Here is a 13,468-nt window from a genome sequence, read left to right on the forward strand (position 1 = left end):
AGATTCTGAAACAAGTTCAGGATGACAATTGATAAATCACTAAAACGTAATAATCGCAGTAAAGGCAATCATAGACTGGTTGCCTTTAAATTTATTATCATTTGAACCAACATTTAACTCTTCATCATTGAGTTTGTTCAACATATTGGTAAAACCATAAATGTATTGCGCTCTCAGTCTAAACGGACCAAAACCTGCCGATAAACCTACCGCTCCATTCACATTAAAGTTTGATATTTTAGATATATCTTCGGTTAAAAGTGAATCGTAACTAGCAACGATCAACCCTTCTTTAGAATCATCTTTTAACTCTAAATCTCCGTTATACTGCAACATTGGTCCAAGATCTAAGGTTAAATTACTCTTAATCAGTTTGACGTGTAATAAGAAAGATAATTGCGCGGTAAGTAGTTTATATTCAACGAACTCTTCGTTTGAATTCAATAGTGAAAAGGCTGCAATATCAATATTGTTTTGAGAAAGTAAAAAGTTATAACTCACATTATACCATTTATGTGGAATATCTACAGAAGCTGATAAACCTCCCATAAAACCATAATTACTCTTAGTAACAAAGTTGTCGGTAATAATATCAAACTGAGTTACACCACCTTGAATGCCTATTCCATTCCTAATGGCATAACGCTTATGTTGTGCATAACTTAATGTAACAAATAAGGTGCAAACAGCAACTAATAAATAGAGTTTTGTTTTTTTCATTCGATTTTAGAGCTAATGAAGACAAACCTAAGTAAAATTATTTACATTTAGTATTCGTATTCATTAACCATTAAAAAAACCAATTATGGGTCAATTTATTTTATTACCAATTATATTTTTTGGGCTAATCATCATCATATCATCTTTTTTTATCGTGAAACAGCAAACCGCAGCAATCGTTGAGCGTTTTGGACGTTTTCAATATATAGCTCAATCAGGGTTGAGATTAAAAATTCCTTTAGTTGATAGAATCGCAGGGCGTTTGAGCCTTAAGATTCAACAGCTAGATGTAATCATAGAAACTAAAACCTTGGATGATGTTTTTGTGCGTTTAAAGGTTTCTGTTCAGTATAGGGTAATTAGTCAAAAGGTTTATGATGCCTTTTACAAACTCGACTATCCGCACGAACAAATTACATCCTATGTTTTTGATGTGGTACGTGCTGAAGTACCGAAAATGAAATTAGATGATGTCTTTGTGCGTAAAGATGATATTGCAATAGCTGTAAAATCTGAATTGAACGATGCTATGATTGAGTATGGATATGACATTATCAAAACCCTTGTTACTGATATAGATCCTGATGCACAAGTAAAAGCGGCTATGAACCGTATTAATGCTTCTGAACGTGAAAAAATTGCAGCTCAATTTGAAGGTGATGCACAACGTATTTTAATTGTAGAAAAAGCTAAAGCTGAAGCAGAAAGCAAGCGTCTACAAGGACAAGGTATTGCAGACCAAAGACGTGAGATTGCTCGTGGTTTAGAAGAGTCTGTAGAGGTACTTAATAGAGTTGGTATTAATTCTCAAGAAGCCTCTGCTCTTATTGTTGTAACACAACATTATGATACCCTTCAATCTTTAGGTGAGGAAACCAATAGCAATCTTATTTTATTGCCAAATTCACCACAAACGGGTAGTAATATGCTTAATGAAATGGTTGCATCTTTTACGGCAAGTAATCAAATTGGAGAAGCTATGAAGAGCGCTAAAAAGAAAAAAGACGAGTAAAGATGCTTATAAAGCAAAAATCCGAAGGAGAAACTTCGGATTTTTTTTTTGCTTAATTTCTTATTTCCAGCCGCAAAGTATAGCTCCCATTATGGCTAAAGTTACCAACCAATAGCCCACATTGATTAGGATATACTTCCATCCTTTTCTTTCAAAAAGAGCATTGATGCCCAAAACTGGCAATACAAAGAATATTGCTCCTATGGCACCATGTAAAGCTCCATGACCAAAATTTCGGTGCATATTGCCAAACTCTGCCATAAAAGCTTGAAATGATTCTGCGTCTGGATTGGTAAATGCCAACTGTTCTGCAGCAACTTGGTGAATTACCATACCGTTTACCGTAAAAGCCAGCATAACTGATAATACCAAAGTAACGCTAAAGATTACGGCAATATTTCCGCTTTTCATTTTCTCTTCGGTCATTCCTGAAGCTTTCATCCAAGCATTTCCAAACACGCTTGGGTTGTACCAAATAGCACCAATGAGTAAAGGTACAATAGCCGAAACCAAAATGGCTAAAAAATTTAATTCCATACTGATGTTGTTTTAGTTAGTATAAATTAAAAGTACAAAAAAACCTCTAAGGTTTTACTTCAGAGGTTTTTCATAAATTTAATATCAATTAGACTCTTATTATATTTCAGAAGCTTCAGCAACTAAAATTTCATTTTGATCTTCTAATGCTTTAGTGATAAATTCATTAACAGCATCATTACGCTCTAAGCCCTTTTTAAGCAGTTCTTTTAACGCAATCATCACGGCAATACGTGTGCCTGCTTTTTTTACTGCGGTATCAAATAAAGGCTCTAAATCGTCATAACTCACATCTTTAGCTAAATCAATAATTTCAGCTTTTACATTAGCTTGTTTAGCTTCAGGATAATTAGTGTATTTCTTGCCTAATTGCTGAATCACACTGATTGCAGAACGTTTTTGTTGTACTTTTTTTGGCTTTTCCTGTGCGATTGCCTGAGGTTTTGGTGCTTGCTTTACCCAACTATCTCTTAATCCAACCGTTTTATTGAAAACTAATCTACCTGGAGTAGAATTCTCATCAACCACAAAATATCCCAAACGTTGAAACTGAAAACGCTCTCCTGCTTTTGCTTCAGACAAACTTGGTTCTAAATAACCTGTTCTTACATTTAGAGAATTAGGGTTTAAAAATTCCATAAAGTCTTTGTCCTTGTCACTGTCTGGAGCTTCGTGCATAAAAAGACGATCATATTCTCTTACCTCAGCAGTTATAGCGTGTTTTATAGACACCCAATGTAACGTTCCTTTTACTTTTTTTGACGTATCTATATCATAAGTACAATGAATTTCGGTGATTTCTCCATTTTTATCTTTCACTACATCATTGGCTTTAATAATATAAGCATTTTTTAAACGAACTTCACCGCCTAATTTTAATCTAAAAAACTTACTGCCCGCTTCCTCTTTAAAATCTTCTTTTTCTATATAAATCTCTCTAGAAAACGGTACTTTTCTGTAACCAGCTGAAGCATCTTCCTGATTATTTTCTGCTTCCAACCATTCTTCCTTATCTTCAGGATAGTTAGTGATTACAACTTTTACAGGATCTAAAACCGCCATAACACGATTGGCTGTTTTGTTTAAATCCTCACGAATGCAAAATTCAAGTAGTGAGACGTCAATCACATTTTCGCGCTTAGCAACACCAACTTTTTTAATAAACTCCCTAATAGAGTTTGGTGTGTAACCACGACGTCGTAAACCCGAAATAGTTGGCATCCTTGGGTCGTCCCAACCAGAAACCACCTTCTCTTCTACCAACTTAAGCAACTTACGCTTACTCATTATGGTGTATGAGAGGTTTAAACGAGCAAATTCGCGCTGTTTTGGTGGTAGTGGTAGCTTATCCTTAGCATACTCATAAACATGGTCTCTAAACCAATCGTATAATTTTCTATGTGGTTTGAATTCTAAAGAACATAATGAGTGTGAAATTTGCTCTATGTAATCACTTTCGCCGTGTGTCCAATCGTACATTGGGTAAATACACCACTCATCTCCTGTTCTATGATGGTGCGCATACATGATGCGATACATTATTGGATCGCGCATCAACATATTGGGATCTTCCATGTCTATTTTAGCACGTAAAACGTGAGTACCTGCAGAAAATTCTCCTGCTTTCATTCGTTGGAATAGATCCAGATTTTCTTCCACACTTCTATTTCTATAAGGACTATTAGTACCTGGTTGTGTAGGTGTACCTTTTTGTTCGGCTATGGCTTCAGACGTTTGGCTATCAACATAAGCTTTTCCATCTTTAATCAATTTTACAGCCCAATCATAAAGTTCATCAAAATAATCTGAAGAATATAATTCGTTAGCCCATCTATACCCCAACCAAGCAATATCGCGCTTTATAGCATCAACATATTCTTGTTCTTCTTTTGATGGATTGGTATCATCGAATCTTAAATTTACTGGTGCATTATACTTTTCGCCCAATCCAAAACTAATACCTATGGCTTTGGTATGACCAATGTGTAAGTAACCATTAGGTTCTGGAGGAAAACGAAAACGTAGCTTTTCTTTTGGTAGTCCGTTTGCTAAATCTTCTTCTATAATATGCTCAATAAAATTGAGTGATTTTGTTTCTTCTGACATTATTAAAGTGTTAGGAATTAGGTTTAAGGTATCAGACACAACGTACTAAAACACAATTGCTAATTCAGCTGACAAAATTAAGTAAAATGTAACATTAATGCACCATATGTTACTGATAGAATGTATATAACCAAAATCAAAAAAATATGAATTACAAATGTCCAAAATGTGATAACACCACTTATGAACTTGGTGAAATGAGAGCTACAGGTGGAACACTATCTAAAATTTTTGATGTACAGAATAAAAAGTTTACCTCTGTAACATGCAAAAAGTGTACTTATACTGAGTTTTTTAAAGCTAAAACGAGTGCTATTAGTAATATTTTTGACTTTTTTACGAATTAGAGATTCCTAACTTCGCAGGAATAAAAGAAGGTTTATCTTTGCGATATGGGAATAATAAAAGTTGAAAATATCCGCGTATTTGCTAATCATGGTTGTTTAAAAGAAGAAACTGCTATTGGTAGTGATTATCGTGTAGATGTTGTGGTTAATGCAGATTTATCAAAATCTGCACAAACAGATAATTTAAGCGATACAATTGATTATGTGTTTTTAAATAAAGTAGTGCGTGAAGAAATGGTTACACCTTCTAAACTTTTAGAAACCGTGGCCCAGCGCATTATAGATAGAATCCTTAATGAGGATAAACTAGTTTCTAAAGTTACTGTTTCTGTGAGTAAAATTAACCCTCCTATTGGAGGTGATGTAGAAATGGTCACTATTAAGCTTTCAGAAAAACGAAAAAAATAGGCCAGTATAGGCTAAAACAGTAATAATTTATATATTTGCGCTCGCAATAAGGTGTCGTGGCCGAGTGGCTAGGCAGTGGTCTGCAACACCATCTACAGCGGTTCGAATCCGCTCGACACCTCAAAGTCTTTAGTAATTGAACTAAAGACTTTTTGTTTTTTAATTAATCGGATTAACCATTTCTATTTGTTCCTTTCCTTTTTCATAGAGATCTGGAAATAAACCTTGCGACAAAAGTAAAATACCAAAGCCCAGTATCACTAATGCCACTATTTTTTTTGTTTTAAAAATGCGCCTTGGTGTAAGTTTGCTTTTTAAACGTTTTGCAGCTGCAATTTTAAATAAATCACAAACAAAATAGGAAACCAACATTGTAATGATAAATACCATTACACCATTTTCCGATTTAGTTATAGAGGTACCTATAACAATAAAACCTAACCAGCCCAAAAGCACACCAATATTAATGAAATTTAGTAAAAAGCCTTTAACGAATAACTTTCCGTAATTTTTCTTTGGTAGCTTTATTTTATGGTGTTCTCTAACAATTGATCTGAACGATTTTGAAATTTTAATGAATGAAATAATACCATAAACAATAAGAAGTACTCCTCCGAAAACCAATAGTTTTGGGTCATCTTTTATTTTTTCCAAGAGTGTATCTGTACTCATAAAAATGAGTAAAATAAAGACGATATCTGCTAATATCACACCTAAATCAAATACCAAAGCACTACTAAAACCTTTAGTTGCGCTAGTCTCTAACAGCACGAAGAAAACGGGACCAATGGTGAAGGCCAAAATAATACCAAAAGGAATAGCTGTTAAAATATCGTCTAACATGTAAACTTGCGGTTTACACAAAAGTAGTAAACAAATTAAGAATTGCTAAGCTTAGGCTGTGGGTATTTAAGTTTTACATACGTTTCACAGTACCACCTAAAACTTTATTTTGGTGAATCTCTTTTGGATTACCATAAATATAAACGTTACCACCAGCTTTTAATCTTACTTCCACATAATCTGAAGCATAAATATAAGCTTCTCCACCAGCATTAACACTTACCTCGGATTGCTCTGTTTTAAGGTCTTCACCATTAACTATACCTCCTGTATATATAGTCACATCTTGATTTTTTGAACTTCCTGAAACATTAATAATGCCTCCTGTGACTGCTCTAAAATTTGCATAGGTTGACTTTAGCTGTGCAGTAATTTCACCACCTTCTTGTGTTTTTAAATCAATTTCAAATTGCTCTATAGGTTCATTTACCACAACATTCGCTCCTTCGTTGGCATCAATAACATCAACTGAAGTGTAATATAACTTCACTACAGTATCATTGCCATCGTAGCTTTCTTCAAGCTTCATTCTGATTTTTAGCTTTCCATTATTATTTATAACCTGAACATCTTCTTTATTATCACCTGCTATAATCACTTTATTTTCGTCTGATTTTATCATTTTTAGATTGATTAAATCATATACTTTGACAGTAGAAAATTCACCTATACTTTTCTCAATAGTACCTTGTGCATTTACGGAAAGTCCAGCTATAAATGCTAATAATAAAAAATAATTTTTCATGATTTTATAATTCAGTTAGCTATGAGACTACTTTAACGGCTGTACCTGTAACAGATACCATAGCATAGTTGCTTGTCATCAATTCTATTTCAACTTTAATGCCAACAACTGCATTTGCATTTAGCTTTTTAGCATTTTCTTGTAATTGCTGAAATGCTTTTTCTTTGGTAGCATCAACACTATTTCTTATAGAATTTAAATATTTAGACATACTAAAACCCATCACTAATTTTTCTTCAGCAAGTGCTACTCCAGTAACAATACCTAAGTAATCAATGATTTTGAAGTTTTCTATTGAGTTTGTTGTAGTTAGTATCATATTAGTATGTATTTATTTGATTCTAATGAAGTTAAGATGCTGAAATAAATTCAGCATGAAACCCATTTAAAGTAAAATTAATCGTTTTCATCAGGCTTTCCAACAAGATAAAAATCTAAATGTTTTTTTACTAAATCAGTTTCTTTAACTTTTACAATGACTTCATCACCAAGTTGATACATATTATGTGTATTTCTACCAATCATAGCATAATGTGATTGATCAAAATCATAAGTATCATCTTTCATATCCCTTACACTGACCATACCTTCGCATTTATTAGATTGTATTTCTACATAAATTCCCCAATCGGTTACACCAGAAATGACACCTAAAAACTCTTCGTCTTGGTGATCTTGCATAAAACGAATTTGCATGTACTTAATAGAATCACGTTCGGCTTTGGTCGCAAGGTATTCCATATTGCTGCTATGCTTGCACTTTTCTTCGTAAACCTCTTCATTTTCAGATTTACCACCATCTAAATAATGCTGCAGTAAACGATGTGCCATAACGTCTGGATAACGACGAATCGGTGAGGTAAAATGACTGTAATAATCAAAAGCTAAACCGTAATGTCCAATATTGTTTGTCGTATATTCAGCTTTTGCCATTGTGCGAATGGTTAAAGTATCTACTAAATTCTGCTCTTTTTTACCTACAACATCGGTTAAAAGCTTATTTAAAGACGCTGCTACACTATTTCTATCCTTGAAATTAAGTTGATGTCCAAAACGACCAACAACGGTTTGTAATTGTGCTAATTTAGATTCATCTGGCTCATCATGTACACGATATACAAAGGTCTTTTTAGGACTTTGCTTACCTACAAATTCTGCTACTTTTTTATTAGCTAATAGCATAAATTCTTCAATAAGTTTATTAGCATCTTTACTGGTTTTAAAGAAAACTCCTGTTGGATTAGCCTCTTCATCTAAGTTGAATTTTACCTCAACTTTATCAAAAGAAATAGCACCATGTCGCATACGCTGAGAGCGCATTTTTTTAGCCAATCTATCTAAAACCATAATAGCTTCTGCTATTTCTGGTTTTGTATTATACTGCTCTCCTGTTAATGATACTTCTTTTGGTATTGTTGTATCTAGCTTAGATGCTTCGACTGCACTCAGCGATACATTAGGATTATTTTCTATAATAGCTTGTGCTTCTTCATAAGCAAAACGTGCATCAGAATAAGTTACCGTCCTACCAAACCATTGGTTTTTAATTTCGCATTTATCATTCATCTGAAAGACTGCAGAAAACGTGTACTTTTCTTCATGAGGACGTAAGGAACATGCTCCGTTAGATAAACGTTCAGGTAGCATTGGTACCACCCTATCAACTAAATAAATAGACGTAGCACGCTCGTAAGCTTCGTCATCTAAAACGGTTCCTGGTTGTACATAGTGCGATACATCTGCTATATGAATGCCTATTTCATACAAGCCATTATCTAAAACTTTAAAAGATAAAGCATCATCAAAATCTTTAGCGTCTTTTGGATCTATCGTAAAGGTTAAATCCTTACGCATATCACGACGTTTGGCTATTTCTTCGTTAGTAATTGATATATCCAAATTATTAGCAAACTGCTCTACTTCATATGGAAACTCATGAGGTAAACCGTATTCTGCTAAAATGGAATGTATTTCCGTATTGTGCTCTCCTGGTTTTCCTAATACCTCGAGAACTTTACCATAAGGTGAATCCGCTTTTTCTGGCCAATCCGTAAGCGTTACCAATACTTTATCACCGTCTTCCGCTTTCTTTGTTTTATTGATAGGTACGAAAATATCTTTGTACATTTTATTACTATCCGCAACCACAAATGCAAAATTTCTATTTTTTTGTATTTGTATGGTACCTACATATTCAGTCTTAGCACGTTTTATAATATTAGTAATTTCTCCTTCAATCTTACCACGTTTTCTGCGTTTGTAAGCATAGAATTCTACCTCATCACCATCTAGAGCTTTATTGATGTTATTTGAAGCTATAAATACATCTTCTTCAAAATCATCTGAAATAATATAACCATTACCTTTAGATGATAAATCTAAAATACCTGTATAATACTCAGCAGTAACAACTGCTTTAAACTTACCACGATCAACTTGTTCTATCTCTTGTTTAGCTGCAAGTTTTGCTAAGGTTTTTATAATTTGGTTACGGCTACTAGCATCATTAACACCAATGATAGCAGCTATTTGTTTATAATTAAAGGATTTGTTTCTTTCTTTTTTTAGAATACTTAAGATTGTATTTGTAAGGTTAGAAATCTTGTTTTTATCGGATTTCTTTTTTCTTTTTCTTGTCATTTAATTTTGTAATCATATTCATTTCCTAAAAGTGTTAGGAATTCTTCATTTAAAACTTAATAAAGGTGGAAGTGAAGTTATTAAGTTTATTACAAAGCTACGCTATTAAAATTTAAAAGTGTTTAGATAAGGTTAAATAAATGAAAAAGCACTGCAAAATTGCAGTGCTTTTTTTAATGTTGTTTTGTTTAAGCTATTCGATTATTAATTTCTTTGTTTCTTTACCATCTGTGGTTTCAACTTCAACTACATAAAGACCTGACGATAATTCAGAAGTGTTAATAATGGTTTCTTTTGAAGTTAAGACTAACTTTCCAAGATTATTATAAATATTTATATTATTAAGGGATAGTTGGTTTTTTAGCTGAATTGTAAATTGATTTTTAGTTGGGTTTGGGTAAATACTAAAACTTAATTCTTTTTGTTCTTCTACTGATAATAATGCAGATAAATCATAAACTCTAACATGACCAGATTGATTGCCATTTCCATCATTTGAAAAACCACCTACAGTTATAATATTACCATTTGAGGATAATGAAATAGATCTACCGAAATCATTAAATGTATCCTCACCATCGATGTCATTTCCAATTTGAACCCAAATACCTCCTTGGTTTTGGTAAATTCGCACATGACCTGTTGCGATATTATTAAATGGAGCACCTATTGAGATAATTGAACCATCTGATGATAATGAAACGGAAGAACCTGATAAATCTCCCGCAGCTTCTCCATCTATATCATTGCCTATTTGTATCCAATTCCCACCTATATTTTCATAAACTCTAACATGTCCTGATCTATATCCGCTATCGCTATTATATCTTGCGCCAATTGCAACAATATTTCCATTTGCAGACAATGATACTGACCATCCAGAATTATCATCTACAACTTCACCATCTATATTGTTTCCTATCTGAATCCAGTTACCACCTATATTTTCATAAACCCTTACATGACCCGAATCATTACCGTTATCATCATTAAATGGGGAACCTACAGCAACAATATTTCCATCAGAAGATATACTAACAGACGAACCTGCTTCATCATCAGTAAATACACCGTCTATATCGTTTCCTATCTGAATCCAGTTACCACCTGTATTTTCATAAACTCTTACATGACCCGAATCATTACCGTTACCATCATTAAATTTAGCGCCTGCAGCTACAATATTTCCATCAGAAGATAATGAAACAAAACTTCCAAATCTATCATTTATATTTTCCCCATTAATATCGCTTCCTATCTGAGTCCAATTAGCTCCTATGTACTCAAAAACTCTTACATGTCCTGAATCATTACCATTGCCATTATTTCCTTCAGCACCAACAGCTAAAATTAAACCATTTGATGATAAGCTTACAGCACTTCCAAAAAAATCGTTTTCAGCAATCCCATTTATATCATTACCTTTTTGAATCCAGTTACCACTTATATTTTCATAAACCCTTACATGTCCTGAATTAGGACTATTTCCATCATTTCCCGGAGCACCTATAGCTATTATATTCCCATTATCACTACTTGAAACTGACCATCCAGATTGATCAAAAGCAAATGCCCCATCAATGTCCTGCCCGATTTGAACTTGACCAAAGTTTAAAAAGGGGATTATTAAAAATAATAGTAATTGTTTTTTCATAGCTTATGAGTTATTCTATTATAAATTTTTTTATTCCTTTTGTTTTTGTTGTTTCTACCTCAACCGTATATAGCCCTGAAGATAGTCCGGAAGTATTGATAATGGTTTCTTTCGAAGTTAACACTAGCTTTCCAAGATTATCATAAACATTCACATTCCGTAAATCATAGGGATTTACTGACTGAACAATAAATTGATTTTTTGTTGGGTTGGGATAAATTCTAAAATCAGTAATATTTTGCTCGTTTGTTGATAACAAACTTGATAAATCATAAACTCTAGCTAATCCACTACTATTATTAGGACTAGCTGTGGCAGCCCCTCCTATAAGTCTACTACCATCACCTGATAAAGCTACACTAATACCTAATTGGTCACTAGAATTACCAATGATATCGGTTCCTATCTGATTCCAATTTAAACCATCATATTGATAGACTTTTATTTGACCAGAAAATCCACCACCTGAGCTATTGTTTGGTGCGCCAATTGCCATTATGTAGCCATTTGAAGACAAACTAATACTAGTTCCAAACTTATCATTATTAGCATCGCCATTTACATCTTGTCCTATTTGAGTCCAAACATTGTTTATATTCTGATAGACTTTTACTTGACCAGAATCCGAGCCATTGATATTACTAAAACTTACACCAACAGCTAAAATATTATTATTTGTGCTTAGTGTAACACTAGATCCAAAATAATCTCCATCAAAATCACCTTCAAGGTCTTGTCCTACTTGCGTCCAAGTATTGTTTATATTTTCATAAACCCTTACTCTACCTCTGTTAAAGCCAATAGAAGCATCTCTATTGCCTATAGCAAGTGTTGAACCATCTGAAGATAATGAAATATAATGACCAAAACTGTCTAATTCGTATCCTTCAAAAATATCTTGTCCTACTTGGGTCCATAATCCATTATTGAATTGAAAAACTCTTACAAAATGATTAAAATTATTATGGGCTAAAGCAGCTAATATAGTACCATCTGAGGATAAAGACACTCTTTTTCCTAATTGTTCATTTAAATTTGGTGTAGCATCTATATCGGATCCTACCTGAGTCCAAATATCATTTATATTCTGAAAAACTCTGATATGTCCTGTTCCATTGTTTTCAGTAGTATTACCAGGTGCACCAATAGCGACTATTGAGCCATCATCTGATAAACTTATACTTAAACCAGAATCATTATTAGCTGCTTCACCTTCAATATCGTCACCTATTTGTATCCAACTATTATTGATTAACCTATATAATTTAGTATCTCCGGCTTCGAAACCATTATCATTATCTCTAGGAGCACCAACAGCTACAATATTTCCATCTATTGATATATCAACAGAAGTACCAAATTGACTTATTATAGTTTCACCTAAAATATCCTGTCCTATTTGAACTTGGCTCAAACTAACAAAAGGCATTAAAAAGAACACAAGTAATTTTTTTTTCATATATAGCTAATTTTTAAAGATTTATCCTACAATAATAATTTATAAAATAGTTATATTATAATTTCCTATGTTAAATAAATAAGAAACCAGTTATCCACAATTACATATACTATTATCATTTTTCTTTTAAAATTTTAAGATATAAATAATGGTTATTATAGGCTGTTAATTTCTAGAATAACTTTTTTGAAATTAATTTTGATAAGTTGAAGTTTACACTTTATTACGGTTTAGTTAACATTAAATTTACATGTAACCTCTTGATTTTTAAGAAAGGTAAAATTACTGTTAACAACTGTTAATAACTGATGTTAATAGAAATGACTCATATTTAATTTTAAAAACACTGTTAATTACGTCTGCTAGGAGTATGAATAACTTACTCGAAAAAAGTAAGTATTAAATTTTGATTTTAGAAATGAATTCTTGTTTGAAAAAATTCTGAAACAATCCTAATTTTTATTTTCAAAACTTGTAAACACTTATTAACAAGTAATGAGAAATTGTATTAACCAGATTTTATTATTCGTAATTTTGCAGAGCAAAACAAACATTTACTAACATGACAATTTCTATAGGTAACGATCACGCTGGTCCAGAATACAAACAAGCTATAATGCAACATCTTGAAAGTAAAGGCCATACCATTACAAATTATGGCACAGACACTTCAGACAGTGCGGATTATCCAGACTTTGTACATCCTGTTGCTAAAGATGTTAATGATGGAAACGTAGATTTTGGCATTTTAATTTGTGGTACGGCTAATGGGGTTGCTATGACTGCTAACAAATATCAAAACGTTAGAGCTGGTGTTTGTTGGATGGGTGAAATAGCAGAACTGGCACGTCAACATAATGATGCCAATATTATTTGCATTCCTGCACGATACACGTCCATACCACAGGCTATAAAAATGGTAGATGTATTTCTTAATACAGAGTTTGAAGGTGGTCGTCATAAACGACGCATTGATAAAATTCCTTTATCTTGTTAA

General features: G+C 32.9%; 13 protein-coding genes and 1 tRNA gene. 5 read left to right on the top strand and 9 right to left on the bottom strand.

The window, feature by feature from the left end; genetic code table 11:
• Nucleotides 1–39: 39 nt before the first annotated feature.
• Entirely contained in the window at nucleotides 40–720 is a 681-nt protein-coding gene (locus ACPX19_RS05125; RefSeq protein ID WP_426431897.1) for a hypothetical protein, read from the bottom strand.
• 85 nt (nucleotides 721–805) lie between these two features.
• On the opposite strand from ACPX19_RS05125, the gene ACPX19_RS05130 reads away from it, so the two are divergent.
• Nucleotides 806–1,732, top strand: coding sequence for an SPFH domain-containing protein (locus tag ACPX19_RS05130; RefSeq protein ID WP_426431898.1), 927 nt, complete (start codon nucleotides 806–808; stop codon nucleotides 1,730–1,732).
• A 60-nt stretch (nucleotides 1,733–1,792) separates the two neighbouring features.
• Here ACPX19_RS05130 and ACPX19_RS05135 read toward each other — a convergent pair whose 3' ends face one another.
• Nucleotides 1,793–2,269 carry a DUF1761 domain-containing protein gene (locus tag ACPX19_RS05135; RefSeq protein WP_426431899.1) on the bottom strand — a complete coding sequence of 159 codons (477 nt, stop codon included), beginning with the start codon at nucleotides 2,267–2,269 and terminating at the stop codon, nucleotides 1,793–1,795.
• Nucleotides 2,270–2,368: 99 nt separating this feature from the next.
• The gene (locus ACPX19_RS05140; RefSeq protein WP_426431900.1) at nucleotides 2,369–4,375 is read right to left on the bottom strand and encodes a glutamine--tRNA ligase/YqeY domain fusion protein; all 2,007 of its coding nucleotides are present in this window, start codon (nucleotides 4,373–4,375) and stop codon (nucleotides 2,369–2,371) included.
• Nucleotides 4,376–4,521: 146 nt separating this feature from the next.
• On the opposite strand from ACPX19_RS05140, the gene ACPX19_RS05145 reads away from it, so the two are divergent.
• From ACPX19_RS05145 to ACPX19_RS05155, 3 genes are all read left to right on the top strand, one after another.
• Nucleotides 4,522–4,722 carry a zinc ribbon domain-containing protein gene (locus ACPX19_RS05145; RefSeq protein ID WP_320554884.1) on the top strand — a complete coding sequence of 67 codons (201 nt, stop codon included), beginning with the start codon at nucleotides 4,522–4,524 and terminating at the stop codon, nucleotides 4,720–4,722.
• 45 nt (nucleotides 4,723–4,767) lie between these two features.
• Nucleotides 4,768–5,130, top strand: a complete 363-nt coding sequence (gene folB, locus ACPX19_RS05150; RefSeq protein ID WP_426431901.1) for a dihydroneopterin aldolase — start codon at nucleotides 4,768–4,770, stop codon at nucleotides 5,128–5,130.
• Nucleotides 5,131–5,180: 50 nt separating this feature from the next.
• Nucleotides 5,181–5,251, top strand: a tRNA-Cys gene (locus ACPX19_RS05155).
• A 38-nt stretch (nucleotides 5,252–5,289) separates the two neighbouring features.
• Here ACPX19_RS05155 and ACPX19_RS05160 read toward each other — a convergent pair.
• From ACPX19_RS05160 to ACPX19_RS05185, 6 genes are all read right to left on the bottom strand, one after another.
• Complete coding sequence (locus ACPX19_RS05160; protein ID WP_426431902.1) at nucleotides 5,290–5,973, bottom strand: LysE family translocator; 684 nt, start codon at nucleotides 5,971–5,973, stop codon at nucleotides 5,290–5,292.
• A gap of 73 nt (nucleotides 5,974–6,046) precedes the next feature.
• Nucleotides 6,047–6,718 carry a head GIN domain-containing protein gene (locus tag ACPX19_RS05165; protein WP_426431903.1) on the bottom strand — a complete coding sequence of 224 codons (672 nt, stop codon included), beginning with the start codon at nucleotides 6,716–6,718 and terminating at the stop codon, nucleotides 6,047–6,049.
• A gap of 19 nt (nucleotides 6,719–6,737) precedes the next feature.
• A complete protein-coding gene (locus ACPX19_RS05170; RefSeq protein WP_426431904.1) occupies nucleotides 6,738–7,037 on the bottom strand; it encodes a YbjQ family protein in 300 nt (99 codons plus the stop codon).
• A gap of 77 nt (nucleotides 7,038–7,114) precedes the next feature.
• Nucleotides 7,115–9,358: a ribonuclease R family protein gene (locus ACPX19_RS05175; RefSeq protein WP_426431905.1), complete on the bottom strand. Its 2,244-nt coding sequence runs from the start codon at nucleotides 9,356–9,358 to the stop codon at nucleotides 7,115–7,117.
• A gap of 193 nt (nucleotides 9,359–9,551) precedes the next feature.
• Nucleotides 9,552–11,012, bottom strand: coding sequence for a T9SS type A sorting domain-containing protein (locus ACPX19_RS05180; protein ID WP_426431907.1), 1,461 nt, complete (start codon nucleotides 11,010–11,012; stop codon nucleotides 9,552–9,554).
• Between the two features lie 10 nt (nucleotides 11,013–11,022).
• On the bottom strand, nucleotides 11,023–12,471 hold the full coding sequence (locus tag ACPX19_RS05185; protein ID WP_426431908.1) for a T9SS type A sorting domain-containing protein: 1,449 nt from the start codon (nucleotides 12,469–12,471) through the stop codon (nucleotides 11,023–11,025).
• A 562-nt stretch (nucleotides 12,472–13,033) separates the two neighbouring features.
• Between ACPX19_RS05185 and rpiB the strand changes: the two genes are divergently transcribed.
• Nucleotides 13,034–13,468, top strand: a complete 435-nt coding sequence (gene rpiB, locus ACPX19_RS05190) for a ribose 5-phosphate isomerase B (protein ID WP_426431909.1) — start codon at nucleotides 13,034–13,036, stop codon at nucleotides 13,466–13,468.

The organism is Winogradskyella sp. HB-48, from assembly GCF_049942685.1.
Taxonomy (GTDB): domain Bacteria; phylum Bacteroidota; class Bacteroidia; order Flavobacteriales; family Flavobacteriaceae; genus Winogradskyella.